The 26177-nt window shown below is 70.4% G+C and carries 20 protein-coding genes; 12 read left to right on the top strand and 8 right to left on the bottom strand.

Features of this window, described 5'->3' with window-relative positions:
- Positions 1-35 precede the first annotated feature (35 nt).
- A complete protein-coding gene (locus KLK06_RS03835; protein WP_214633848.1) occupies positions 36-884 on the bottom strand; it encodes an isocitrate lyase/phosphoenolpyruvate mutase family protein in 849 nt (282 codons plus the stop codon).
- Between the two features lie 211 nt (positions 885-1095).
- Here KLK06_RS03835 and KLK06_RS03830 point away from each other — a divergent pair, with 211 nt between their 5' ends.
- Both KLK06_RS03830 and KLK06_RS03825 read left to right on the top strand, forming a co-directional pair.
- The gene (locus tag KLK06_RS03830) at positions 1096-1590 is read left to right on the top strand and encodes a DUF1772 domain-containing protein (RefSeq protein ID WP_214633847.1); all 495 of its coding nucleotides are present in this window, start codon (positions 1096-1098) and stop codon (positions 1588-1590) included.
- 71 nt (positions 1591-1661) lie between these two features.
- Entirely contained in the window at positions 1662-1922 is a 261-nt protein-coding gene (locus tag KLK06_RS03825; protein WP_214633846.1) for a hypothetical protein, read from the top strand.
- A 78-nt stretch (positions 1923-2000) separates the two neighbouring features.
- Here the strand turns inward: KLK06_RS03825 and KLK06_RS03820 are convergent, their stop codons facing one another.
- Positions 2001-3341, bottom strand: coding sequence for a 6-phospho-beta-glucosidase (locus tag KLK06_RS03820; protein WP_214633845.1), 1341 nt, complete (start codon positions 3339-3341; stop codon positions 2001-2003).
- Between the two features lie 10 nt (positions 3342-3351).
- Entirely contained in the window at positions 3352-4110 is a 759-nt protein-coding gene (locus tag KLK06_RS03815; protein ID WP_214633844.1) for a DeoR/GlpR family DNA-binding transcription regulator, read from the bottom strand.
- Between the two features lie 132 nt (positions 4111-4242).
- On the opposite strand from KLK06_RS03815, the gene KLK06_RS03810 reads away from it, so the two are divergent.
- Genes KLK06_RS03810 through KLK06_RS03790 form a run of 5 tightly spaced genes read left to right on the top strand, consistent with a single transcriptional unit; the run spans position 4243 to position 11237 of the window.
- Entirely contained in the window at positions 4243-5478 is a 1236-nt protein-coding gene (locus tag KLK06_RS03810; RefSeq protein ID WP_214633842.1) for a PfkB family carbohydrate kinase, read from the top strand.
- A gap of 4 nt (positions 5479-5482) precedes the next feature.
- Complete coding sequence (locus tag KLK06_RS03805; RefSeq protein ID WP_214633841.1) at positions 5483-6853, top strand: extracellular solute-binding protein; 1371 nt, start codon at positions 5483-5485, stop codon at positions 6851-6853.
- A 2-nt stretch (positions 6854-6855) separates the two neighbouring features.
- Positions 6856-7734: a sugar ABC transporter permease gene (locus tag KLK06_RS03800; protein ID WP_308168085.1), complete on the top strand. Its 879-nt coding sequence runs from the start codon at positions 6856-6858 to the stop codon at positions 7732-7734.
- Positions 7731-8558, top strand: a complete 828-nt coding sequence (locus tag KLK06_RS03795) for a carbohydrate ABC transporter permease (protein ID WP_214633839.1) — start codon at positions 7731-7733, stop codon at positions 8556-8558. The genes KLK06_RS03800 and KLK06_RS03795 overlap by 4 nt, the downstream gene beginning before the upstream one ends.
- Before the next feature lie 15 nt (positions 8559-8573).
- Complete coding sequence (locus tag KLK06_RS03790; protein ID WP_214633838.1) at positions 8574-11237, top strand: sugar-binding protein; 2664 nt, start codon at positions 8574-8576, stop codon at positions 11235-11237.
- 88 nt (positions 11238-11325) lie between these two features.
- On the opposite strand, the gene KLK06_RS03785 is transcribed toward KLK06_RS03790, so the two are convergent.
- Positions 11326-12009, bottom strand: coding sequence for a hypothetical protein (locus KLK06_RS03785; protein WP_214633836.1), 684 nt, complete (start codon positions 12007-12009; stop codon positions 11326-11328).
- 320 nt (positions 12010-12329) lie between these two features.
- Between KLK06_RS03785 and KLK06_RS03780 the strand changes: the two genes are divergently transcribed.
- The 3 genes from KLK06_RS03780 (at position 12330) to KLK06_RS03770 (ending at position 16290) form a co-directional block, all read left to right on the top strand.
- Positions 12330-14012, top strand: a complete 1683-nt coding sequence (locus tag KLK06_RS03780; protein ID WP_214633835.1) for a hypothetical protein — start codon at positions 12330-12332, stop codon at positions 14010-14012.
- An 18-nt stretch (positions 14013-14030) separates the two neighbouring features.
- Complete coding sequence (locus tag KLK06_RS03775) at positions 14031-14363, top strand: hypothetical protein (protein WP_214633833.1); 333 nt, start codon at positions 14031-14033, stop codon at positions 14361-14363.
- 91 nt (positions 14364-14454) lie between these two features.
- On the top strand, positions 14455-16290 hold the full coding sequence (locus tag KLK06_RS03770; protein ID WP_214633832.1) for a M6 family metalloprotease domain-containing protein: 1836 nt from the start codon (positions 14455-14457) through the stop codon (positions 16288-16290).
- Between the two features lie 55 nt (positions 16291-16345).
- On the opposite strand, the gene KLK06_RS62935 is transcribed toward KLK06_RS03770, so the two are convergent.
- Positions 16346-18409 (bottom strand): cellulase family glycosylhydrolase, encoded by a 2064-nt coding sequence (locus KLK06_RS62935; RefSeq protein ID WP_374197093.1) that lies wholly within the window; start codon positions 18407-18409, stop codon positions 16346-16348.
- Between the two features lie 161 nt (positions 18410-18570).
- Positions 18571-19041, bottom strand: a complete 471-nt coding sequence (locus KLK06_RS03755) for a hypothetical protein (protein WP_214633831.1) — start codon at positions 19039-19041, stop codon at positions 18571-18573.
- A gap of 312 nt (positions 19042-19353) precedes the next feature.
- Here KLK06_RS03755 and KLK06_RS03750 point away from each other — a divergent pair, with 312 nt between their 5' ends.
- Positions 19354-22161 carry an AfsR/SARP family transcriptional regulator gene (locus KLK06_RS03750; RefSeq protein ID WP_250904903.1) on the top strand — a complete coding sequence of 936 codons (2808 nt, stop codon included), beginning with the start codon at positions 19354-19356 and terminating at the stop codon, positions 22159-22161.
- Positions 22162-22318: 157 nt separating this feature from the next.
- Positions 22319-22519: a hypothetical protein gene (locus tag KLK06_RS03745; protein ID WP_214633829.1), complete on the top strand. Its 201-nt coding sequence runs from the start codon at positions 22319-22321 to the stop codon at positions 22517-22519.
- A gap of 24 nt (positions 22520-22543) precedes the next feature.
- Here the strand turns inward: KLK06_RS03745 and KLK06_RS03740 are convergent, their stop codons facing one another.
- Positions 22544-24166: an AbfB domain-containing protein gene (locus tag KLK06_RS03740; protein WP_214633828.1), complete on the bottom strand. Its 1623-nt coding sequence runs from the start codon at positions 24164-24166 to the stop codon at positions 22544-22546.
- Between the two features lie 74 nt (positions 24167-24240).
- Positions 24241-25965, bottom strand: a complete 1725-nt coding sequence (locus KLK06_RS03735) for an RNA polymerase sigma factor (protein ID WP_214633827.1) — start codon at positions 25963-25965, stop codon at positions 24241-24243.
- Positions 25966-26177: the final 212 nt, after the last annotated feature.

Genomic DNA, 26177 nt, shown 5'->3' with positions numbered 1-26177 from the left:
GCAGGCTGACGGTCACCGGCGCGTTCAACCGGTCTTCATCCGGCAGGCGTCTCGAGGAGGTCGTTCATGGTGCCGTACGGGATCCCGTCGGCGGTCGAGTCGTACGTGCCGTGCTCCAGGAGCTCCGTCGTGGCGCGGGCGGCGACGGCGTACGCGGCCTGGGCGATCGCGGAGCCGAGGCTGATGCGGACCGCGCCGACCGCGGCCAGTTCGGACACCGTCGGGGCGCCGGCCCACACCATCACCGCGATCGGCAGCGGCCCGGCCGCCAGCTCGGCGATCGCCTCCAGGTCGATCAGGCCGGGGACGAACAGGCTGTCCGCACCGGCCGCCGCGTAGGCGACGGCTCGCTCCTGTACCGCCTCCAGCTTTTTGACCGGACCGTCAGCGGTCAGGAACACGTCCGTTCGGGCATTGATCCACACGGGTACGGCCAGGCGGTCGGCGGCGGCGCGGGCCGCGGCCAGCCGGTCGGCCTGTTCGGCGGGCTCGAACAGGCCGGGTCCGCGGCGGTCTTCGAGATTCACCCCGACGGCTCCGGCCTGGACGACGGCCGTGATCGTGGCGGCCACGGCCTCGGGCTCAGGTCCGTAACCGGCTTCGATGTCGGCCGAGACCGGTACGCCGACCGCCGCCGTGATGCGTTCGATGGCCGCCGCGGCTCGGTCCACGCCCAGGTCGGCGGCGTCGGGCACGCCGAGGGACCAGGCGACGCCGGCACTGGTGGTGGCGACGGCCTTGGCGCCGGCGTGGACGACGGTGAGTGCCGAGGCGACGTCCCAGGCGTTGGCCAGCAGCAGCGGGTCGCCGTGTCGGTGCAGGCCGGCGAATGTCTCCGCCTGGCGGATCTGTCGTTGCGGGTTGATGGGCTCGCGTCGGGTCATGGCACCGACCGTACGAGGCAGACGATCGACTTGGCTGGCCGTATTCGGACAGCACCCACCGACCTGGCTGCACCGCGGACCGCACGAACCGGCTTGGCTACCACGGACCGATCTCGCTGGACACGACAGCGGCGCGAAAGGGCCGCGACAGGGCCTGCTTGCTATTGTCGAGCCACGCTCCACTCACCCCTCGCCTTTCAGGAGCACAACAATGGACGCGTTGCGAGTTGTCTCCCTGATGGCCGCCACGATGACGATGGGGCTCGTGGCCGGCGTCTTCGGCCTTTACGCGCACACCGTCATGCCCGGCCTCGCCAAAACCGACGACCGCACCTTCGTCGGCGCGTTCCAGGCCCTCGACCGGGCCATCATCAACCCGTGGTTCATGGGCGGCGGCTTCGTGGGTGCCCTGACCTTCACCATCCTCGCCGCGGCCACCCATATCGGCCGGCCGGGGCTGCCGTGGATCGCGGTCGCGCTCGTTCTCTACCTCGTCACGTTCATCATCACGATCGCGATCAACGTGCCGCTCAACGACGCGCTCAAGGCGGCCGGAGACCCGGACGGCATCGCCGACCTCGCCGCGGTCCGCGAGAGGTTCGACGAGGCCCGATGGGTGCGCTGGAACCTCGTCCGGGTCTTCGCCTCCACGACCGCCTTCGGCCTGCTGGCCTGGGCGCTCACCCTGTACAACAAGGCGAGCTAGCGCGGATTTCACGCGGAGCGGCGGCGCTCGAGAGTAATCTTCCCGCAACAGCCAGTTGCCAGGAGGTCACCGTGTCCCCCTCCTCCCCCGCCCGGCAGCCGTTGAGCGACGACTCCATCGATCGGCTCCTTCAGAGCGTGGCCGAGGCCGCCGAGCAGGCCGTGACCGACCACGCGGCGGCGGCGCGGCACTATCGCGACCTTTCCACCTCCGCCGAACGGGTGCGCGAGCAGGACCCCGCGGCTGGCCGGCCGATCGGGGGGCTGAGACTCGATCCGCTGGCGTCGCTCTCCGTCCAGCGGGTGCTCCTCGCCGAAAGCCCCGCGTCCTGACCGCGCACCTGCCCACGCTCCGCATGCTCAGAAGGGTGTCGTAGGCGTGCCGACACTCGTCGTCGCAGTCAGGGAGGGCTACGAGTGAAGGACGGCGGCCAGCTCCGGGATGCGGGCCCGGTAGCCGTCGAGCAGCTTGCGTGCCGTGCCGACGGAGTCGACCAGTGGGTGCAGGGCGAACGCCTCGACGGCCAGGCGGGACGAGCCCGACATGGCGGCCTCGATGGCCGTCTGCTCGACCGCCTTCACCTGCTGCACGAGCCCGAGGAACCGGCCGGGGAGCGGGCGGGTGGCCAGCGGCCGGATCCCGGAGCCGTCCACCGCGCAGGGGATCTCGACGACCGCCTCCGCGGGCAGGCCGGGCACCGCTGTGCCGTTGCGGACGTTGAGGATCATGGTGGAGGGCTCACCGCGGGCGATGGCGGCCATGAGGGCGAGCGCGATGCCTTCGTAGCCGCCCGCCTCCAGGTCGGCGGCGTCACGCTCGCCGGCGTCGGTGATCTCGCGGGTGTCGGCCATGTACGACGCGTCGCGCTCGCTGCGTGCCCTGCCCCACTCGGCCAGGGCGTGCTCGGGCCGCTCGCGCACGGCCGCGTAGAACCGGTCCTGCTGCCCGAGCAGGGACTCGCCACGGGTCTGCCCGGAGATGGCGGCGACGGACTCGCGGGTGAAGTAGTAGTAGTACAGATACTCGTTGGGCAGCGCTCCCAGAGTCCGCACCCAGTCGCCGCCGAAGATCCGGGCCTCCTCGACCTGCCGCAGCGCCACGTCGTCGGCGAGCAGGTCGGGCAGCACGTCGCGGCCCTGGTAGGAGAGCCCGCGCAGCCAGCCGAGATGGTTCAGCCCTACGTAGTCGGGCGACACGCGCGCCGGGTCGAGGCCGAGGGCGGCGGCGGCGCGGCGGATCAGCCCGATCGGCGAGTCGCAGATGCCGACCACCCGATCGCCGAGCACGCTCCGCATGGCCTCGGTGATCATGCCGGCCGGGTTGGTGAAGTTGATCACCCACGCCTGGGGCGCGACGGCGGCCACCCGCTCGGCCACCCGGACGGCGACCGGGATCGTACGCAGGCCGTAGGCGATGCCGCCGGGCCCGGTCGTCTCCTGACCGAGCAGGCCCAGCTCCAGCGCGACCCGCTCATCGGCGGTGCGGCCCGCCAGGCCGCCGACGCGGATCGCCGAGAAGACGAAGGTGGCATCCCGCAGCGCGGTGTCCAGGTCGGTGGTGGTCAGCACCTTGGGCGGGTCGTCGTGCCCGGCGGCGAGTTGCTGGAGCACGTGCCGGATGGCGGCCAGCCGGTCCGCCGACACGTCGTACAGCATCACCTCCTCCACGCGCGGCTTGGCGGTGTCGCGCAGCAGCGCGCCGTAGACCAGCGGGACCCGGAAGCCGCCGCCGCCGAGGACGGTCAGTCTCATCGCCACCCCTTCACACGACCTGCACCTCGGCACCCGCGGCCGCGCAGTTGCGCAGCGTCGTCGCGTCGGCGCCCTCGTTCGTGACGATCACGTCGATGTCTTCGGGACCGCACACCCGCAGCGCGCCGGTGCCGGGGAACTTCTGCCGGTCGGCGAGTAATACCACCTGGCCCGCCGCCGCGATCATGGCCCGCTTCAGCGGCACCTCGGCGAGCGTGGTGTCGACGAGCTGGCCGTCCGGCCGGACGCCGCTCACGCCCAGGAACACGCGGTCGGCGCAGACCTGGCGCAGCGCCTCCTCGGTCAGCACCCCGACCAGCGAGTGGTATGTCCGGCGGACCATGCCGCCGAGCAGCAGTAGCTCGACCGCCGGGTCGGTGCGGAGCACGTCGAGGACGGCGAGGCTGGAGGTGACCACGGTGATGCGGCGGCCACGGAGCCGGCGGGCCAGGCGCATCGTCGTCGTCCCGATGTCGAGCAGGACCACGTCGCCGTCGCGGACGATCTGCGCGGCGCGGCCGGCCACGGCCTCCTTGTCCTGCTCGTCGACGCCCGCCACCTCGGCGAAGGGCCGGTCGGTGTCGGCGTCGACCTCGGCGAGGGCGCCGCCGCGCACGCGCCTCAGCGTGCCGTCGCGGTCGAGCACCTCGAGGTCGCGGCGGATGGTCGACGGGCTCACGCCGAGCTGGCTGGCCAGATCGCGAACGCTGGTGGCGCCTGAGAGGCGGACCCGGCGCATGATCTCGGCATGCCTGAGGCGCTGAAGCACGGGGGCATCGTATCAGTCATATCCGCGCATGAGTGAGCATCATTGACCAAAAGCTCGCGCCAAACACTTGAAGTGCGCGAGCAAACATGCAAGATTGCGCACATCTCGCTCTGTCGAGGAGGTCTTAGTTCCGTGTCTGCCCAGGCGTACGACCCTCTAGCCGATCAGCGAACCCCGGAGGGGCCACAGTTCGACGTCTTCTTAGCGGGCACGGTCTTCCTCGACATCGTGTTCACCGGGCTGGCCGCGATGCCCGCCGCCGGGACCGAGATCTGGGCCGACGGCATGGGCTCGTGCCCGGGCGGCATCGCCAACCTGGCCATCGCGACCAGCCGGCTGGGCCTGCGCACCTCGCTGGCCGCCGCGTTCGGGGACGACGACTACGCCGACTTCTGCTGGCGTACGCTCGCGGAGCAGGAATCCGTTGACCTGTCCAGGTCACGGCGCTTCGAGAACTGGCACTCGCCGGTGACGGTCTCCATGGCCGTCGACCGTGACCGCAGCATGGTGACCCACGGCCACTCCGCGCCCATGTCGGCGTCGGACATGATCGGCGCCCCGCCCCGGTCCAAGGCGGTGATCGTGACGCTGTCCGCCGAGGAGCCGCTCGGCGGACCGGGCAAGTGCAACTGGGCCGAGCTGGCGCAGCGCGACGGCGCCCTCATCTTCGCCGACGTGGGCTGGGATCCGTCCGGCGCCTGGTCGCCCGACATGCTGGAGCAGCTCTCGGTCTGCCACGCGTTCATGCCCAACGCGGTCGAGGCCATGGCCTACACCGGCACCGACACCCCTCGCGACGCGCTGTACGCGATCGCCGACCGGGTTCCCCTCGCCGTGGTCACCGACGGGGCCAACGGCGCCATGGCCATCGACTCCATGACGGGTGAGGAGGCGTTCGTCCCGGCTCCGCGGGTGACGGCACTGGACCCGACCGGCGCGGGGGACGTCTTCGGCGCGGGGCTCGTGCTCGGCACCCTGTGCGGCTGGCCGCTGAACGACCGGCTCGCGTTCGCCGGGGTCTGCTCGGCGCTGGCCGTCCAGCAGTTCGGCGGCTCGCTGGCCGCGCCCGGCTGGGGGGACATCGCCGACTGGTGGCACGAGGTGCGGGCGGCGGCCGGCCACAGCGGCGCCTACGGCGACTCGCTGGCCCGCCGGTACGCCTTCCTCGACAAGCTGGTGCCCACCGACCCGGTGGGCGCGGTACGCCGAGCGGCCGCCACCATCGCCCGGCACGCCGATGTGGGGATGGCTCCGCAGATGCCGGGGAAGCCACCGGCCACGCCCGAAGGCACCACAGCCGAGGCCGGCGGCCCACTCGACGAGCCCGAGGACCCGAACACGCCTCGCGTGCCTGCTCAAAAGGAGTAACACCATGATCGCCTCGACGCCTCGCACGCGTGCCGTGCTCGCCGCCACCGTCGTGGCCCTCGCCGCGACGGCGTGCGCGCCCGGCTCCTCGGCTCCGCCGACGACCGCCTCGTCGGCGGCGCCCAGCGCGGTGCGCACCGACGCCGCGGCCCTCGGCAACGTGACCCTCACCATCTGGGACCAGGAGGTACGCGGCGGGCAGGCCGCCCAGATGAAGCAGCTCAACGCCGCGTTCGAGGCGAAGTACCCCAACATCAAGCTCAAACGGGTCTCCCGCTCCTTCGACGACCTCAACTCCACCCTGCGCCTGGCGCTGAGCGGCAACGAACCGCCGGACGTGGTGGAGGCCAACAACGGCCGGTCCTCGATGGGCGCGTTCGTGAAGGCCGGCCAGTTGCGCCCGCTGAACGCCTACGCCGAGGCGTACGGCTGGAAGAAGCGCTATCCGGACTCGGTCCTGCGCTACTCCAGCTACAGCGCCGACGGCAAACTGTTCGGCGAGGGCAACCTGTACGGCCTGCCCCAGGTCGGCGAGGTCGTCGGCATCTTCTACAACGCCGCCAAGCTGACCGGCCTCGGCCTGCAGCCGCCGAAGACCTGGGCGGAGTTCCAGGCCGCGCTGGCCAAGGCCAAGGACGCCGGCGAGGTGCCGATGCAGCTCGGCAACCTCGACAAGTGGCCGGCCATCCACGTGTTCGGCACCGTGCAGGGCCGGAACGTCCCCGCCGCGCAGATCAGCACGCTGGCCTTCGGCCGCAAGGGCGCCTCGTGGAACACGCCCGAGAACACCCAGGCCGCCCAGCAGCTCGTCGACTGGGTCGACAAGGGCTACTTCAACAAGGGCTTCAACGGCCAGGGCTATGACCCGGCGTGGCAGGCGTTCAGCAAGGGCCAGGGCGTCTTCCTGATCGGCGGCACCTGGCTGATGGCCGACATGGAGAAGGTCCTGGGCAAGAACCTGGGCTTCATACTGCCGCCCGGCGCCACGGCCGACGCGCCGCCCGTCGCGACCGGTGGCACGGGCCTGCCGTTCGCCATCACGGCCAAGAGCCCCAACCCCGACGCGGCGGCGGCGTACATCGACTTCATCACCAACGCCGACGCCATGAAGGTGCTCACCACCACCGGCAACCTGCCGGTCGCCGACACCGACCAGCAGAGCGTCAAGGCGGGCGCGCAGCAGGACGTCTTCAAGGCGTTCGGCACCGCGACCAAGAACGACGGCCTGGTGCCCTATCTCGACTACGCGACCCCGACCTTCGCCGACACGCTGGGCGCGGCGCTGCAGGACCTGCTGGCCAAGAAGGCGACCCCGCAGGAGTTCCTGGCCACGCTGGAGAAGGACTACAAGACCTTCGCGGAGACGAACGGGTGAGCGTGGCCCGACCTCCCGGGGAGCCCAGACGGGTCGCCTACCTCTATTTACTGCCGGCGTTCGTCATCTACGCGGCGTTCCTGCTCTATCCGATAGGCCGCGCCGTGCAGTTGTCGCTGTACGACTGGGACGGTCTGTCGGTCGGCCGGTGGGCGGGTCTGTCCAACTACGCGGCGATCGTCGCGGACGAGGGGCTCCGTGACGCCTTCGTCCACGCCCTGGTCCTCGTCGGGTTCTACGCGGTGGCGCCGCTGGCCATCGGGCTGATGCTGGCCGCGATACTCAACCACGCCAAGGTGCGCGGGCTCGGGTTCTTCCGCACGGTGGTGTTCCTGCCGCAGGTGGTCGCCATGGTCGTGGTGGCCGTCGCCTGGCGGCGCGTGTACGCCCCGGACGGCACCCTCAACGGCCTGCTCGACGCGCTCGGGCTCGACTCGCTCACCAGGGGCTGGCTGGGCGACTACACGTTCGCGCTGCCGGCCGTCGGCGTGGTCGGCACGTGGTTCGAGACCGGCCTGGTGACCGTGCTGCTGCTGGCCGGGATGAGCCGCATCCCGCCGGAGCTGTACGAGGCGGCGCGGCTCGACGGGGCGGGGGCGGTCAAGGAGTTCTTCGCGGTCACGCTGCCCTCGGTGCGCGGGGAGATCGCGGTCGCGCTGACGCTGACCGTCATCGCCGCGCTGCGGACGTTCGACCTGGTGTACATCACCACGCGCGGCGGTCCCGGCAACTCGACGTCGGTGCCGTCGTACGAGGTCTACCACCGGGCCTTCGGGCTCAGCCAGATCGGTTCGGCGGCGGCGATCGGGGTAACCCTGACGGTGATCATCTTCGCGATCTCGTTCGTGATCAACCGCTTCGCGGACAGGGGGGCCTCGTGATCTCGCGTGGGGAGCGGCTGGCCAACTACGTCATCCTGTCGGCGTTCGCCGCGTTCGCGCTCTTTCCCATCCTGTCGATCCTGTTCGCCGCGCTCGGCCCCGACGACAGCGCCGACGCCACCGGGCAGGGGCTCAGCGTGGCGGGGCTGCACTTGGGAAATTTCTCGGCGGCGTGGGAGATCGGGCACTTCGGGAGCTACCTGCGTACCAGCCTGGCGGTGTCGGCGTTCGTCGTGGTGGTCAGCGTGGTGCTGTCGATCATGAGCGGGTACGCGTTCGGCACCATGCGCTTCCGCGGCCAGTCGGTGCTGTTCTACCTGTTCATGCTCGGGATCATGATGCCGAGCGAGGCCATCGCGGTGCCGCTCTACTTCGACCTGCGCTCTCTCGGCCTGATCGACACGTTCTGGTCGGTCGCGCTGCCGCAGGTCGCGTTGTCGGTGGCGTTCGGCACGTTCTGGATGCGGGCCTACTTCCGCGCCAGCAGCCGGGCCATCGTCGAGGCGGCCCGCATCGACGGCGCCTCGACCTGGCGCATCCTGTGGCAGGTGCTGGTGCCGCCGGCCCGGCCCGCCGTGGTCACCCTGACCGTCCTGGTCTTCATGTGGACGTGGAACGAGTTCCTCATCCCACTGATCATGGTGACCAGCGAGTCGCTGCGGACCGCGCCGCTGGGTCTGGCCTTCTTCCAGGGCCAGTACACCTCCGGCTTCACCCTGCTCGCCGCCGGGTCGGTCATCGTCGCGACCCCGGTGGTGATCTTCTACCTGTTCCTCCAGCGTCACTTCGTCCGCGGACTGCTCCAAGGGGCGGTCCGCGAATAACCCCCGGAGGTTCCCATGAAGATAGTGGCACTGGCCGCCGCGGCTGTGCTCGCCTTTTTACCGACCACCCCGGCGCTGGCCGAGCAGGCGCCCGCTCCCCCCGTCGACCTCGACGCGCTCTTCGTCGGCGCCCATCCCGACGACGAGGCGTTCAGCCTGTCCACGCTCGGCCAGTGGAACGAGGACCACGACGTCCGCACCGGCGTCGTCACCGTCACCCGGGGCGAGGGCGGCGGCAACGCCGTCGGGCCGGAGGAAGGCCCGGCGCTCGGCCTGCTGCGGGAGGCCGAGGAGCGTACCGCGGTCGGCAAGGCCGGTGTGCGGGAGGTGTTCAACCTCGACGACGTCGACTTCTACTACACGGTCAGCGCCCCGCTGACCGACCAGATCTGGGGGGAGGACACCCTGGAGAAGGTCGTGCGGATCGTCCGCCAGACCCGCCCCGAGGTCCTGCTCACGATGGATCCGGCCCCCTCCCCCGGCAACCACGGGAACCACCAGCAGGCCGCGCGGCTGGCCGTCGAGGCGTTCTACGCGGCGGCCGACCCGAAGGCGTTCCCCGAGCAGATCACCCGTGAGGGGCTGCGGCCCTTCGCGCCCGCCCGCCTGTTCCTCGGTGGGGGCCGCGGCACCTCCCAGGTCGGCCCCACCTGCGCCGCGACGTTCCGCCCCGCGAACCCGGCGCAGAACGTGTACGGCGTGTGGAGCGGACGCGCCTCCCAGAGCCAGGGCAGGACCTGGGCCGCCATCGAGCGCGAGGCCCAGCGCTCGTACGCCTCCCAGGGCTGGGCCGTCTTCCCCGACGTACCGTCCGACCCCGCCCAACTCGGCTGCGACTTCTTCACCCAGGTGGACTCGCGGGTGCCCTTCCCCGAGCCGGGCACCGCGGCGGCGGCCGCGCCCACGGCGATCCTCGACGGCGCGCTGACCCGCCCGGCGGGCACCGTCCCGCTCGGCACCCTGCTCGACCTGCGCCCCAGTACGTTCGACGTCCGCCCGGGTACGGCGTTCACCGTCAAGGTCACCGCGACCGCCCCGTCCCGCGAATCGCTGGGCCGCTCGGCCGTGGCGCTGAAGGCCCCCGAGGGCTGGCAGGTCAGCGGCTCCGGCGACCTCGGCAGGATCGCCCAGGGGCGTACGGGATCCGCGACGTTCACGGTGACCCCGCCCCAGGGCACGGGTGACCGCGCTCGCCTCGCGGCCACGCTGACCACCGAACACGGACGCGGTTACACCGACCGGCAGGTCGAGATCAGCCCGGCCGTACGAGGTGGGCAGCAGTTGCTCCCCCAGGTCGCCCAGTACGAGAAGTGGACCGCCGAACTCGGCGTGCCGCAGCTCCGCGGCCTGGTCACACCGGTGCTCACCCTCCCGTCCGGCGGCTCCCGGCCGGTGGGCGTCGTGGTCACCAACGTGAGCGGCACCACCCAGTCCGGCACCGTACGCCTGGACCTGCCCGCCGGCTTCACCGCCGACCGCGCCGAGGCGCCCTACAGCGGCCTGGCGGCCGGGGCCTCGACGACGGTGGCGTTCACCGTCACCAACTCCGACCCCTCGCTGAAGACCTCGAACCAGGGCGGCGACTACGCGTACACCATCACCACCACCAGCGCGGACGGCTCCAGCGTGAGCAAGCCCGCGCTCGAACTGGTCCCGGCGGCGTCCATCCCGCAGGCCGCGGCGGCGCCCGCGATCGACGGCGTGGAGGGCGACGGCGAGTACCCCGGCCCCGCCCTGGACATCTCCCGCCTGTGGGAGGGCACCGCGTGCTCGTCGGCGGCGGACTGCTCCGGCACGGCCAAGGTCACCTGGCGGGACGACACGCTGTTCCTGGTGGTCCACGTGAAGGACGACGTGATCGGCACCCGCCTGCCCGCGTCCGACTGCAAGCGGCACTGGCGTACCGACTCGGTGGAGGTGACCCTCGACCCGCGCGGCACGTCAGAGAACACCTCCACCACGTTCAAGGCCGCGGTGCTGCCGGTGACGGCCGAGGGGCCGCCCTGCGCCCTACGTGACGCCGACAACCACCAGGGGCCCGCCACCGGCCTGCGGGTGGCGTCGAAGGTCTCCACCGGCGGGTACGACGTCGAGCTGGCCATCCCGATGGAGACCCTGCCGGGCGCGGTCGATCCCGCGCACCTCGGGCTCAACGTCCTGGTGTACGACTCCGACACCCAGGACAAGACCGGCCAGACCCGGATCGGCTGGTCTACGTGGGGTGGCGTACAGGGTGACCCGTACCGGTGGGGCGTCGCGACGCTGCCGGGCTACCAGCCTCCGGCGGGACGGCCGACCACCCCGCCCGACCCGGTGATCCCCGACACCGGCCTGTCCAGCCTGGACTCGCCGCAGTCGCTGGAGCAGGCGGTCCGCGTCCATCTCCCGCTCGCCGGCGGTCCCGCGGCGAAGGAGTCCGAGAGCGGCTGGGTGACCTCCGCCGCGAGTGGCCAGAACGCGGTGAAGGTGACGTTGCGCGCCAACGCCGCCGGGAAGGCGCACCTGTTCGTCCGCGACGACCAGGGCACGGCCGGCAGCCGCGTCGTCACCGTCTCCGGCCGGGGCACCACGACGGTGACCGTCCCCCTGACCCGTGCCGCGGGCGCCCACCCGACGGTGGTGGCCGGGTGGCAGGCGACCGGCGGCGGGACACTGGCGTCTCAGACGCGCGTGCGCTGACGCTGATGGAGGTGGCGGCCCATAGCCGGCCGTCACCTCCTGGATCGGCCGCCGGCCGATGGACATCGTCGGCTTCGTGGTCACGTCCTCAGATGTCGTCGGCCTTCCAGCGGGTCAGGTCGTAGGTCTCCGCGAGGGGGCGCCACACCTCGACGAAGCGGGTTTTCGCCGCCTGCGCGGTCTCGGATCTGTCCAGGCCGCGCTGGTAGTCGCGATCCTCCGCGATGGCTCCGGTGCAGCCTTTGCCCAGGTGGCGCCGGGCCCAGGAGAGGAAGGCGGCGTCGGCCTCGTGTGAGGCGTCGAGCGCTTCGACGAGCGCCTCCTTGAGGGCGGGCCCTCCCGGCAGGGCTGTCACGTCGAGCGCTCGGGCCAGGGTGAGCTGGTCGCGGCGGTTCGTGGTGATGCTCTGGATGGTGTCCCTTCCGTCCGACTCGCACTTGCTCGCGCGGGCGATCGCCTCGGAGAGGCTGGAACGGGCCGAGTGGCTGTTGGTCAGCAGATCATCGAGCTTCGCGGCCTGCCGGGCGGCCTCGCCGGTGGACGGGTCCGTCTCCGGCACCGGCGTCAGCTCTTCGACCTCGGCCAGGGTGGGGACCTCGTCCTGCCGTGCCTGGGCGTCTCCATCGGCTCCGTCGGCGAAGGGCCATGGGCGACCGGCGAGGATCCACCAGGCCAGAGCGAGACCCGACAGGGCCAGGCCGACGAAGATCAGCGGCGTCCGGCGGCGCGGCCCGATGGAGCCCCAGTCGTCATGGGCTGCCGGCGGCTCCACGAGAGCCGCTCCACATCTCGGGCATCGGTCGAGATTACCGGCGTCGGCCCCACATCGCCCACATAGCTGACTGGACCCCGATCCATCCACCAATGCACCCCTCCCGGAATAATCCCGAAAAAATAGGAAAAATGCTTAATTCGCGCTATTCTCCGCCCGCTGGAATCCCGAAAGAGACTATTTGATAACGAGGCGTCCCACAGACATTCGCCCACTATAGGCTCGCCCCCACGCACGAATAACGGGAGGCGGCCACGATGCTCGACAGCCCCGGAACGGATTCCCTGCATGCGCGAACCCGGAATATGAATTCTTCTCGCATGAGTAATGTGACGCGTTATCTCTGTGCCGCCGCCTATCTGGATAGCGGTTTCCGCGATAAAGTGCTGGCCGAGCTGCTGTTTGACCAGTTCCGGGCGGTCCCTCCCTCGTACGGGGGGTTCGACCTCATGCCGGTGATCTACCACTGCCGGCGCTCTCGTACGATGCTCGTGGTCCGCGACGCCCTGATTACCGGATTTTTCGTCATCGGTTGTTTGATGGCGCCTTTGAGCACTTTCGGATGGTTGTTGACCCTCGTCCCCTTCGCCCTTCTCACCGTGGACGGGATCCGGCGCGGGCCGCTGATCGTGCGGGCGCTGATCTGGTTCTGGGCCTGCTATTCGGTCTTCTCGCTGATCCTTCTCGCGCTCGTCACCGCGCTCATTCCGGCGGCGGCGTACCTGTTCGCATCAGGACTGCCGTTTTCCGGCCTGTACGGAAGCGGGAGCACCGGCTCCTTGCTGCAACAGTTCCTCGTTCCGGTCGTCACGCTGGGCATCGCGCTGGTGTACCGGATCGCGATCTACCTGACGCTCGTCGGCGGCCTCAAGCCGGGCGCGCCCGAGCCGATCATCGGGACCACGCACCCCAGGATCGCCCGCCGCCTCGACTACATCCGCAGAGCCCAGTGGGGCAACGTCACCATGTACGCGAACGAGGACGCGTTCATGGGCGCCGGGAGGATCCAGCGGAGCTGGTCCATCGCCGTCGAGCTCGACCGCGTACGCGAGAACCACAAGCCGTCGCGGCGGGCGGACCCCGTCGACATCGACCCGGTAGAGCTGCACGGCTTCGTCCGCGGCCGCCTCATCGAGATGCGCGACCGCGTACTCCGGCCCAACGAGGGCATCCAGCGGCTCGACATCGGAGATCACGTGGTGACGCGCGGGATCTTCACGGTGGCCGACGGGCAGCGCGACCGGGCGTCCGGGGCGCATCCGATGATCGACCGGAACGGCCTGCCCCGGTTCCAGGCCACCCCCGAGGAGATCGCGGCGATCGCCCGCCATCCGCAGGGCGGCGTCCGCTACTACCAGCGCGTGACGATCAACAATGCCGGCCAGGAGATCCGCGACCTCGACGGCAACCTGGTCGCGCCCGCCGAGGACCAGGAGGCGCTGACCTCCGCGTTCATCTACCTGGCCGTCGAAGGCCGGATGCTCTACACGCAGTTCGTGGTCACCGTGCTCCCTCCGGCCCACGACCACTACCACGTGGTCGACAGCCTCCCCACCATGACCAGCGGGCGGATCACCTGGGAAGCGCTGAAGGTGCTGAAGCTCCAGTTGCTGCGTGACGTGCTGGCCGCTCCCGTACGGGTCGTCCGTACGGCCGTGGAGTCCGTACGCCAGAGCGCGATGACGCCGAACCCGCGCGACCACATCGTCTATCCGTACGGCGCCCGCGTCAGCGTCCGAGAGCTGGGCGCGAGCGAGAGCCTCCAGACCCACATCCAGGTGCTCGACGTCGCGAAGTACATCAAGATGATCGAGCAGCGGCTCACCGAGGCGGTCCTCGACTTCCTGGAGGAACGGAAGGTGGAGACCGGCGCCTACCGGCTGCAGGCGGCCGGCGTGACCATGAACACGCTGTCGGTGGGCGCCGGCGGCACGGTGCACGGCCCGGTCGCCTTCGGGGAGCACGCGTCGGCGACGGTCAATGGCTTCCGGCCCGGCACCTGACGAGAAGGGAGATTCCCCATGGGCACCGAATACGGCGTGCACATCACCGGCGGCCAGGTCAACGGCCCCATCGCGATGGGCACGCACGCCCGCGCCACGGTGAACAACCTCGGCTCCCCGGCGACGGAGCAGCTCCTGGACCAGTTGGACAGGCTGCTCGGCGCGTACGAGACGACCGTGGACGAGCCGGCGAAGGCACGCAGGGACGCGGCCGACGTCCGGCGGGAGCTGGCGGAGCCCGAGCCGGACAAGTCGCGCATCCTCGACGCCCTGAAACGGCTCTCGATCAGGGCGGCCGAGGTGACCGTCATTGTCGAGGTCATCGCCAAGATCCGCGACCTCTGCTCGTGAGGAGGTGCTTGTTTGAGTACAGGGATACTCAGGCCAGGGGCCCTTCTCGCGGCGACCATCGAGGTCATCTAACTCAGAACGGGAGGCCTCGATGAGTGCCATTTTCGGAGAGACCCTGAGTTTCGCGCAGGCGGACGGCGACGAGGTGCGGCTCGTCGTCTTCGGGGACGAGCACTACGCCCGCTACGAGACCGTCGACGGCTACACCGCCGTCTACGACACCTCGGCCGGTGTCTATTGCTACGCGAACGTCGAGGACGGGCGGTTCCGGTCCACCGGGGTCCGGGTCGACTCCTACGACGCGCCCGACGGGGTGCCCCGGCACCTGCGCGAGCGGGGCACGGTCATGGCGGCGGCGCGGGACATCGCGATGACGCAGGGACCGGCGGGCGGGCTGCTCGAAGGCCGCCGGCTCAGCGTGGGGACGGTACGCGGGCTCACCATCCTCGTGGACTTCCCCGACCAGGCGACCACGGTCACCAAAGCGCAGGTGGACGCGCTGCTGAACGCGCCCGGCTACCGGGAGAACGGCAACGCGTGCTCGGTCAACGAGTACTTCGCGACCATGTCGAACGGGCTCCTGCAGTTCACCAACGACGTCGTCGGCCCGTTCCGGATGAGCCGCGACATCACGGTGTACGCCGACCCGCGCAATCACGACCTGCTCGTCCCCGAAGCGCTCCAGGCGGCCGTGGACTCGGGCATCGACCTCAGCCGCTACGACTCGCTCGGCCAGAGCATCGTCGACGCGGTGATCATCATGTACGCCGGGAAGACCCAGTACATCCGCGACAGCATCCTGTGGCCGCACAACAGCGTCCACGAGCAGGTCTTCGGCGAGATGCGCACCCACTTCTACATGGTGACGAGCATGGGGGAAGGGCCGGAACAGCTCACCATCGGCACGTTCTGCCACGAATCCGGGCACATGCTGTGCCGCTTCCCCGACCTGTACGACTACGGCCGCCGCGACGGCGACGACTTCACCAGCGCGGGCCTGGGCCGCTACTGCCTGATGAGCTCCGGCAACCATCTGAACGGCGGCAAGACCCCCGCCGCGGTCAACGCCTACCTGCGTGAGCTGGCCGGTTGGTGTCCGGACAAGATCGACCTCAACGCGGGCGGCGCCTTCGAGGCCAGGCACGCGGACTACGGCAAGGTGCTCCGCTACTCCACGTCGCAGCCGGAGGAGTACTTCCTGGTGGAGAACCGGTCCAAGCTCGGCCTGGACCTGCACCTGCCGGCGAGCGGGCTGGCCGTGTACCACTGCGACACCCGGGGCTCCAACGAGCTGCAGGACGGGACCCCGCTGCGTCACTTCCAGATCGGGCTGCTCCAGGCCGACGGCCACCTCGACCTGGAGAACAACCTCAACGCGGGCGACAGCCGCGACCTGTACAGCGGGGTCGACGGCACGGCCCTGTCGCACTCCACGGTCCCCGCGAGCCTGCTGTGGAGCGGGGCTGAGTCGGGGCTGACCCTCTCGGGGATCGGCGACCCCGGCCCGGCCATCCGCTTCAAGGCCGGGCCGGTGGGGATCAACGGCGCGACCGTCAGCGGGATCTCCAAGCCGAGCCTGCGCATCCCCGACAGCGACCCGCACGGCGTCGCCGACACGATCACGGTCGAGGCCGAGGGCACCGTACGCACTCTGAAGGTCCTCATCGACCTCGACCACACCCACCCCGAGGACCTGCGGCTCGTCCTGCACTCCCCGACCGGGCGGCGGGTCGTCCTGTCGCATCGGGCGGAACTGGACACCTCGAAGCTGCTGGAGTACAAGACCGAGCCACCGTCCGTGGTCACGCCACTCGTGGGCCAGCCCGCGGGAGGCGGCTGGACCCTGCGGGTCAGCGATCTCGCCCCCTCGCACGCCACGGCCGGCATCCTCAGCGCGTGGCGGCTGGACATCGTCACCGGAACCTGAGCCTGTCGCGCATGAGGCCTGGTACGGCTCGCCGTACCAGGCCTTTCACAAGCGGTCAGAAGTCGTCGGGGGTGCGGACTCTGTCGCGGACCCAGACGCCGGCCGCCTTGAGGCGGGACGTGCCGGTGAAGGGGCCGTTCGGGCACGTGCCTTCGGTGAAGACGGCGCCGGAGCGCTCGTCGTCGGAGTAGTTCCAGTTGGTCCAGCTGATCTTCTTCTGGGCCATCAGGTCGAGGTACTGCTGCGACCTGGTGAAGTTGTTCGACCCGTCACCGGAGGAGGTCTGGGTGCCGAACTCGGTGACGAACATCGGGATCTTGTCGGCGGCCCTCGACAGCGTGTTGAGGTACTCGGTGCCGTGGGAGGCCGCGTAGAAGTGGAACGTGTACATGATGTTGGTCGCGTTGACCGGGTTGTTGACGACCTCGGTCTCGCTCGCGCCGTCGGAGACGCCGAGGGAGGACCACGCGCGGGTGCCGACCAGGATCGGGGTCTCGGGGTCGTACTGCCTGATGACGGGGATGAGCTGGTGGGCGTAGTTCCTGATCGTGGACCAGGAGACGCCGCTGGGCTCGTTGGCGATCTCGTACAGCAGGTTGTTCTTGCCGTTGTGCCGCTGGGCGATCTCGGTGAAAAACGTCTTGGCCCTGGCCAGGTTGTAGGTGGGGTCGCCGGGGGTGAGCATGTGCCAGTCGACGATCGCGTACATTCCTCTGGCGGTGGCCTGCTCGATCAGGTTGTGCACCCGGTCGGTGAACAGCCGGGGGTTCGTCTCGTAGCCGTCCTCCTGGATGTACATGGAGATGCGGAGCACGTCGGCCTTCCAGTCGTCGGCCAGCGCGTTCAGTGACGCGGTGTTGAGGCACTGGTAGTACCACTGCAGGCCGTGCGTGCTCATGCCGCGGAGCTGGATCTCCTTGTTGTGCTCGTTGCAGAGCCGGACGCCGCAGACGTGCAGTTGGCCGTTGGCCGCGACGGGGGTGCCGGTGCCGGCCGGCTGGGTGGTGGCCGTGACGGTGGCGCTGCGGTCCGACTCGTTGTCCGACGGGTCGCGGGCGGTGACCGTGTAGGTGTGCGTGCTACTGGCCGCCAGGCCGGTGATCTGGGCGGTGGCGCCCGTCACGGTGGCCACGACGGTGTCGCCCTCGCGTACCCGGTAGTCCTTGATGGTGCCGCTGTTGTCCGTGGCGGCGTCCCAGGCCAGGGTGATGGAGCCGGACGTCGTGCCCGTGGCGCGCGGGTTGCCTGGCACGGACGGCTTCTCGGTGTCAGGTGGTCCGATGACTGAGGCGCTCAGCCTGTCGAGGTTGGGCCCGCCGTTCGCCGTGGTGGAGGTGGCGCGGACGGTGTTGGCGCCCGCGGTCAGCGCCGCCGGGACCGTGACCTCCTGCCAGGTCGTCCAGGCTCCGGTGCCCGGGAAGTCACGGTTCACGGTCGTGCCGTTGACCGCGATGGCCATCGGGCGGTTCACGGTGGTGCCGTTGGCGAAGCGGAAGGCCAGCGTGGCGTTGCCCGCTGTGGCGGCGTTCACGGTGAACTCGACGTACGAGCCGACGACGTTGTCGAGGTTGACGAAGCCCGTACCGGTGAATCCGGCGTGGTTCGACTCGACCACGCCCTGCGAGATCGTGGCGTCCTCCGCCTGGTAGTCGTTCGACGGCGCGGCGACGTCGGCCTCGATGTAGTCGAGATTGGGCCCGCCGTTGGCGGTCGTCGCCGTGGCCCGGACCGTGTTGGCGCCCACGTTGACCGGCGCGGTGATCGTGACGTCCTGCCAGGTCGTCCAGGCGCCGGTGCCCGGGAAGTCCCGGTTGACCGTGGTGCCGTTGACCGCGATGGCCATCGGGCGGTTGACGGTGGTGCCGTTGGCGAAGCGCAGCGTGATCGAGGCGGTGCCCGCGCTCGCGGCGTTGATCGTGGTCTCGACGTAGCTGCCGGTCAGATTGTCGTAGTTGACGAATCCGGTGCCGCTGTATCCGGCATGGTTGGACTCGACCACACCCTGGGAGATCGTGGCGCTCTCGGCCTCATACCTGGTGGGGGCTGCCTGGGCCGGAGCGGCGGGTAAGAAGGCGACGACGATCGCGGCCAGTGCGACGAGCCGTAGGGATCGGTGCATCGGGGGGTGCTCCTACTCGTTTATTAGGAAAGTTAACTAACGAGTATGTTCGAGCATAGATAGGATGTCTTCCCGCGAGCAAGACCCAAATCTGACCGGCCTCGTCAATAGGCGACCGCGTCCTGGCCGGTGACGTAGGACCGGCCAGGACGCGGACTCCGTCACCAGGGCGCGGTGCAGATGGCGCGGCTGCCGGGCACGCCCCTCGGTGCCCCGCAGGCGCGGAACTGCAGATTCGGATCGCTTGAGGTGCGTGCGGCGGGCGTGGACACGATATCCCCGTCCCATCGCGCCTCGAACGGACCGCAGTAGCCCCAGGTGCGGCCCCCGTCGCTGGTCACGTCGAGGGTGACCCAGTCGCCCTGCTTGGCGCCGGAGAGCTGCGCCCAGCCGTGCTGGATGCCCTGGATCTTGCCGTACATGAGGTTGAACTGCGGCCGCCCGTTGGGGCCGCCCCAGCGGACCATGCGGGCGGAGGATGGGTCGTTGCCGGTGAAGTGCCACCAGCCGCCGCAGTTGATGGGATCGGCCGCGGCCACCGCTGTATGAGCGGACGCGCTCGGGGCGGACATAAGCGCGCCGGCGAGGACGAATGCCGACGCCACAGCCACCCCGAGATTTCTTTTGCGCATTTTCTCCCCCTTGTCTGCGGAAAATTGCTGACCCCTGCGGTCATCACGCTAAACAAGGGCGCTGTCGTCGTCCTTTCGCCTACCTGTCGCCCGCACGAAGATGGCCGAATTAAGGATGGGCACGAAGCTGATCTCCGGACGGGATGTATTTCCATCCCCGCGGAAACAGTCCTCCTTTGTTGCAGGGTGGAGAGTGCGAACGGAGTGATCGTGTCATTGGGGATGGCGCGTCATGCCGCCGGGAGATCGCGGAGAGGTCCACGGATGGAAACGGGTACGGGGATCCGGTTCAGTGTGCTGGGACCATTGGAGATGACACGGGGCGGCCGGCCGGTGCGGCTCTCCGCGGCCAAGCAGCGCATCGCGCTGGCGACGTTGCTGGTCAACGCCAACCATCACGTATCGCTGGACAAGCTCATCGAGTACATGTGGGGCGACAAGGCGCCCAAACAGGCGCGCGGGGCGCTGCACACCCACATGACCAGGCTGCGCCGGGTGCTGGACGACGGCGCCGACGGCCGGCCGCTGATCGAGACCGTGGGGGCGGGCTACGTGCTGCGGGCCGGCGCCGACATTCTCGACATGGAGCGGTTCCGCGAGCTCGCCGTACAGGCGGCGCGGGCGGCCCGCGCGGACGACCGGTCGGGAGAGTCCGGCCTGCTGCGCGAGGCGCTCGGGTTGTGGCGGGGCCCGGCGCTGGTCGACGTGCTGTCGGAAGCGCTGCACCGCGACGAGGTGTCCAGGCTGGGCGAGGAGCGGATGCGGCTGCTGGAGCGCTGGTTCGATCTCGGGCTGCGTACGGGCCGCCACGAGGAGATCATCGCCGACCTCAAGACCGCCACGACCGAGCACCCGCTGCGCGAGCGGCTGTGGGAACAGCTCATGCTGGCCCTGCATCTCGCCGAACGCCGGGCCGAAGCGCTCGAGGTCTACCGCCACGTCGCCGACCTGCTGCGCGACGAGCTCGGCATCGACCCCGGCCACGAGCTGCGCCGGCTCCACCAGGCCGTGCTGAACGGCGAACCCACACCGGGGACGACGGCGCCCCCCGCGCCTGAGGTCCCTCCCCCGCCGCCGGTGCCGCGCCAGTTGCCGTCCGACATCGCCCGGTTCACCGGCCGTCACGCGGACCTGGCGAAGTTGTACGACCTGCTTCCGGAAGAGGGGCAGAACCGGCCCATCGTCATCGCGGCGATCGGCGGCACCGGCGGCGTGGGCAAGACCGCGCTGGCCGTGCACTGGGCTCACCGGGTGCGGGACCGGTTTCCCGACGGGCAGCTCCACATAGACCTGCGCGGGTTCGGGCCCGGCGAGCCGATGGCGCCCGCCACCGCCCTGGAGATGATGCTGCGGTCCCTGCACGTACCCGCCGACCAGATCCCCGCGGAGGTCGAGGCCCGCTCGGCGCTGCTGCGCAGCACGCTGGCCGGGCGGCGCGTGCTGGTGCTGCTGGACAACGCCCGGAACACCGCCCAAGTACGGCCGCTGCTCCCCGGCTCGGACTGTCTGGTGCTGGTGACCAGCCGTACCCGCCTGGCCGGGCTGGCCGTACACGAGGACGCGCGGCATGTGTTCCTGCGCAGGCTGCGCGAGGCGGAGTCGCACACGCTCCTGGGCAAGATCCTCGGTGCCGGACGTGTGACGGCCGAGGCCGAGGCCGCGGCCGAGCTGGCCCGGCTCTGCGCCCACCTCCCGCTGGCGCTGGCGATCAGCGCCGAGCACGTCACCCGGCGGCCCGGCGCGCAACTGGCGGACCTGGTCGCCCAGTTGCGGGACGAGCGGTCCCGGCTCGATCTGCTCGGGGTGGACGAGGATCCGCAGATGAGCCTGCGGGCCGTGTTCTCGTGGTCGTACCAGGCGCTCGATCCGCGGGCGGCGCGGGCGTTCCGGCTGCTCGGCCTGCACCGCGGGCTCGCGTTCGGGGTGGGCGCCGCCGCCGCGCTGATCGGGGTGCCCGCTGCCGAGGCTCAGCGGCTGCTCGAGATCCTGACCGACCGGTGCCTGCTGGAGACGGGCGGCCGTGACCGGTATCGCATGCACGACCTGATGCGGGTCTACGCCAACGAACGGGTGGAGGCCGAGGAGTCCGACGCCGACCGGCTGGCCGCGGTCCAGCGTCTGCTGTCCTGGTACCTGCACACCGTCGACCGGGCCGATCAGGTGCTCAACCCCCAGCATCAGCAGCTCCCGCTCCCCCCGCTCGCACCGTCGTGCGAGCCGTACACCTTCTCCGGCCACGAGGACGCGCTGCTCTGGCTCGAGACCGAGCACGCCAATCTCATGGCCGCCGTACGGCAGGCGTTCGCGCTCGGCCAGTACACCCTGGCCTGGCGACTGCCGTGCGCGCTGTGGAGCTTCTTCAACCTGCGCAAGCACTGGGATTCCTGGGTCGCCAGCCACGAGATAGGGCTGGAGGCCGCGCTGCTGCTGGGCGACGGGCACGCCGAGGCCCCGGTCCGCACCAGCCTGGCGCTGGCCTATTGGGACCGGCGGCAGTTCAAGGACGCGCTCCCGCACGCCGAGAGCGCGCTGGCGCTCCAGCGCGAGCTCGGCGACCGCTGGGGCGAGGGCAACGCGCTGAACACCCTCGGCCTGGTGCATCGCGACCTGGACGCTCCGGAGCAGGCCGTCGCGTGCCACCGGCAGGCGCTGGCCATCTTCACCGACCTCGGCTACCCCTGGGGGCAGGGCATCGCCTCGGCCGGCATCGGCCGGGCCCTGCTCGCCCTCCACCAGCCGCGTACGGCTCTCCAGCACCATCTTTCCGCGCTCGCCGCCTTCCGAGCGATCGGCAACCTCTGGGGCGAGGGCATCGCGCTGACCGACATGTGCATCACGTACGCCGCGCTGGGCGACCACGAGGAGACGATCCGCTGGTGCTACCGCTCGCTCGACCGCTGCCGCGAGATCGGCGACCGCAACACCGAGGCCCGCACCCTGCACATCCTCGGCCAGGCGCTGGCGGCGACCGGCTGCCCGGTGTCGGCGATCGAGACCTGGCAGCAGGCCCTGACCATCTTCGACCACCTGGCCGACAGCCAGGCGGCACAGGTACGCGCCAGCATCGCCGAACTGGAGGCGAGCGCCGGCCTCATGCTCGAAGCGGACACCGCCTGCTGACGGCCGCTTCACTCGATGGCGACCACCACCATTCCGGTGTACTCGCCGGACAGCAGATCAGTGCGGCCGGCGCGGCGTCCAGGCCGGGCACGACGACCCGGGGCACGTCCTGCCCGCCGACTCCCACCGCCCCTGCCCGCCACCCGCCTCCAGGCGCATGCACCAGACCGTCTTCGCCCTGGTCAAACGCGGGCAGCAGGAGGGGGTTCTGCGACGGGACCTGCCACCCGAACTGCTCCCGCAAGCGATCACCGGCACCCTGCACGTCGTCACCAGGTTCGCCCGCAGCCTGCGGACCGACCCCGCCACCATCGGCCCCCAGGTCGCCGACCTGCTGCTCGACGGCTTCAGCGCGTAGCCGTCCGTCCGCCGCCGGCCCAGGTCAGGTGGCCGGGCGGAAAGAGCTGTCGGTGCGGAACAGGGTCGTGTCCTCTGCCTTGTCCAGGCGGAGGAGGTTGTCACGATGACGGATGAACCGTCCCGGGTAGTTGGCCGACTCCAGCCGCACCGACCCGTCCGCCGTGCCCTGGCGGGCGTGGAAGGTCGCGTCCCGCTTGAACAGCGCGGTGCCGTCGTTGGTGTCGAACCGGACCAGGAAGTCCTTGTGCCGCAGGTAGCGGCCCTCGGAGTCGACGAAGGAGTATCCCTTGGCGTCGGACAGGCCGGGCACGATCCGCAGCGTGAGCGCGGTCGCCCCGATGCGGCCCGCGGCGCCCGCGGCTTGGATGTATGCCTTCGGGTAGTTGACCGACTCGAAGGTCCGCGACACGCCCGTCGGCAGCAGCCCGCCTCCGCCCGCGCCCGCGGCCGTGGCCCGGGTGAAGGTCAGCGTGCCGAAGCCGAGGTGGTCGTACTTGGCGCCGCCGTAGTCGCCGCCTCCCCCTTCGGGGGCGAGCCGCTTGCTGTACGCCTCGAGGTAGGGCACCGCCAGCCCGCGGCGGACCCCGTAGTGGTTGTAGAGCACCGCCCAGATCGGGTCGTTCGCGCCGCGCCCCGCCGCGGAGACCTCGGTCTGCTCGCGAGGTGCGCAGTTCTGTCCGGTCCCCCACTTGTACGTGGTGAACGGCACGGTCTCGCCAAGGTTGTACTTGGCGACGTACTGGGCGCCCTTCATGAACCGGTTGTCGGCGTAGCCGTACAGGTCGATGCCCTGGTTCCAGGCCATCTCGCACAGCACGCCCATCAACCCGATGCCAAGACTGGCGTGGCCCTGGTCGCGGCCGCTCTCCTGCCACTGGCCGAGACCGCCGGGGTGCAGGAACGGCACGGCGTTCATGATGGCGCCGTTGCCCTTGCCGTGCTTGAAGTACTCCACGGCCTGGTCGACCTTGGCCTGGTCGTCGCAGAGGACGCCGATGGCCAGGATGGAGGCCATGGCGCACAGGTCCCAGTTGGCCCAGTAGTTGGTGATGCAGGCGTCGTTGTGCCCCTTCAGGAACTGGTCGTTCAGCGGGTAGAAGACCGTGAGCATCATCTTCTTGAAGCGGTCGAGGTCGAATCCGGGGTAGCCACGCATGATCTCGCCGACGTTGGCCAGTTGCCAGCCCTGGATTCCGGCCGCGAGGAAGCGGTCGGCGTTGCCCGTCACCGCCTTCAGCGCGGCCGACCAGGCGTTGAGGGTGTCGCGGGCGGCGTCGCCGTGGGCCTGCTCGCCGCTGACCTTCCAGCGCAGCGCGTTCTGGTAGGCGGCGGCCACGTCGATGGCGAGCTGCACATGGTTCGCGCCCGTACCGCCTCTGACGACCGTCTCGACCGGGCGGGGCTTCCAGGTGCTCTTGGAGCGGCCGTTGGCCACCAGCTTGTCCCAGCCCGCCTTCCACGGCTGGGCTCCGGCGTTCACCTGGGCCCGCATCCGGTTGAAATCCGCCTGTGTGTGCAGCAGACCGGGGTGCTTGAGCGCCGCGGCCGAGGAGGCGGCGGCGGGCAGCGCGGGCAGTACGGCGGCGCCCGCGCCCACGGTCACGGCCGCCTTCAGCAGGCTCCGGCGGGAGGGCTGCGTGGTCATGGAAGTCCTTTCACAGGGGTCACTCTTGCCACAGGAGACTGAGGCGGCCGTCGTCGATAACAGAAATTTCGCCTTTAGGCCGACACCCGACTGCGCTGAGGGACCTTCGCGGGGTCGGCGGGCCGCGCTCTGGTGAGGTACTGCGGGACGGGGGCGCGGTCGTCGCCGGTGTCGCGGGTCAGGCCGTAGCGGACGATCCCCTTGGCGGGGTCGAGGCCGGTGGAGATGTCCCGCCAGACGTCGTTCCAGGTCCTGGGCGCCACGCTGAGGTCGAGGTCCGTGCCGCTCTCGTTGTTGTGGATGGTGACCCGGCCGTCCAGGTAGTAGAACTCGTTCTGCCACATCTGCTGCTGACCGCGGGGCAGCCGGACGAAGCCGACCTCCGGGGCGCCCATCCAGGTGACGCCCGGCGCCTGCTCGTCGTCCATCCGCCGCCCGCCGCCGGAGGCGACGTGGAACAGCTTGCCCTTCAGCCCGGTCCAGGTGGCTGGCCGGAAGTCGCCGATCCGGCTGCGATAGAGGATGCCCCAGCGGACTTCGAGATAGCCCTTGCCGGTGATGGTGATGTAGTCGCCCCGGTGCGTCATCTGCGGGGCGCCGCCGTACCTGGAGTAGCCGTGCTTCCCGCCGATGGCCAGCGTGCCTGCGGCGCGCCGGGGCAGCGGAGCGGGGCGGCGGTTCCTGGGCGGCGCCTGGTCCGTCGTGTCGATGGTGCGCCCGTACAGGCTGACCGGACGGCGCTTCGTCGGCGTCGGCGTTGGTGTCGGCTTCGGCGTCGACTTCGGCGAGGGGCGGGTCGGGGGCGGGGAGGTGGCGATCAACGGCGCGGCCCGGCTGGGCGGCGGTTCGGGCTGGAGGTTCTGGACGACCACGGCGCCACCGGCGATCAGCGCGGTGCTGACGGCTGCGATCGCGATGGGCTTGACGGCCAGCGAGGAACCCGCCGCACCGGCCGCAACCTTGCCCTTGGCGATCAGGCCGCCCTTCAGCGCCGGTACGGCGGCCGTCCGCGCCAGCTCCAGCAGCCCCGCCGCGACGCCCGCCGGAATGACCACCAGGCCCAGTCCCGCCAGGAGCCGTTCGGCCGGGATCAGGTCCGACAGCTGATCCGTGCAGCTCTGACACTCGCGTACGTGCCGCGACAGCCGCTTGCGCCAGAGGGGCGACGGCGTACCGTTCCAGCCGTCGGCCACGTACGCCAGCCCGGCGCAGCGGGGCTGGGCCGAGAGCGCGCGCACCACCGCGCGGGCCGACTCCAGCCGCCGCTTGACCCGCTGCACGCGGACGGCGGCGTGTTTCTCGTTCAGGTCCAGTCCGGCGGCCAGTTCCGCCCGGGTGAGCTCGTCCGCGACCTCCAGCCACCACAGCGCGAGCACCTCGCGGTCGTCGTCGTCGAGCCAGCGACTGGCATCGGCGGTCTCCTTGCGCTGCCCGGACAGGCCGAGCCGGGTCACGGTGAGACCGGCGAAGTCGGCGCTGGCGTCGGCCATGCCCAGCACCTCGTCGAGGGCGGCGGCGGTGGTGGCGGTGGCCCGCCGCCACTCCCGCACCTGGTTCATGGTGATGGCGACCAGCCAGGATCGGAAGCTCCTGGGATCGCGCAGCCCGGACACCCCGGTCACGACCCTGGCCATCGTCTCCTGCACGACGTCGTCCACGTCCGGGTGGCCGTTCATGGCGCGCCCGGCGATGTTGTACACGAGCTGCAGATGGCCCCTGATCAGCTCGTCGACCGCTCCGTGATCGCCCGCCCCGGCCGCCAGCACCGTTTCGACCTCGTACGTCGACCGCGCGTACATCCATCACCCCGATCCGGAGCCTCCGATGCTCCGACCAGGAGACGGGAACATCACCACTGAGATAACACAAAACAGTGATTGTTCCAGTTTGTCGCTTATGTGACCATCGCCGATGGTGCGTCGCTGAGGACCCGAGAGCAGGATGGCAGTGTGGTCGGTGCCGGCGGCGAAGGACCGCACGGCCCGGACAAGTAGGTTGAGATCACCACCAT

This window comes from Nonomuraea sp. NEAU-A123 (genome assembly GCF_018603905.1).
GTDB lineage: Bacteria > Actinomycetota > Actinomycetes > Streptosporangiales > Streptosporangiaceae > Nonomuraea.
The sequence above is the reverse complement of the archived record's forward strand: the minus strand, read 5'-3'. Positions and strand labels throughout refer to the sequence as shown.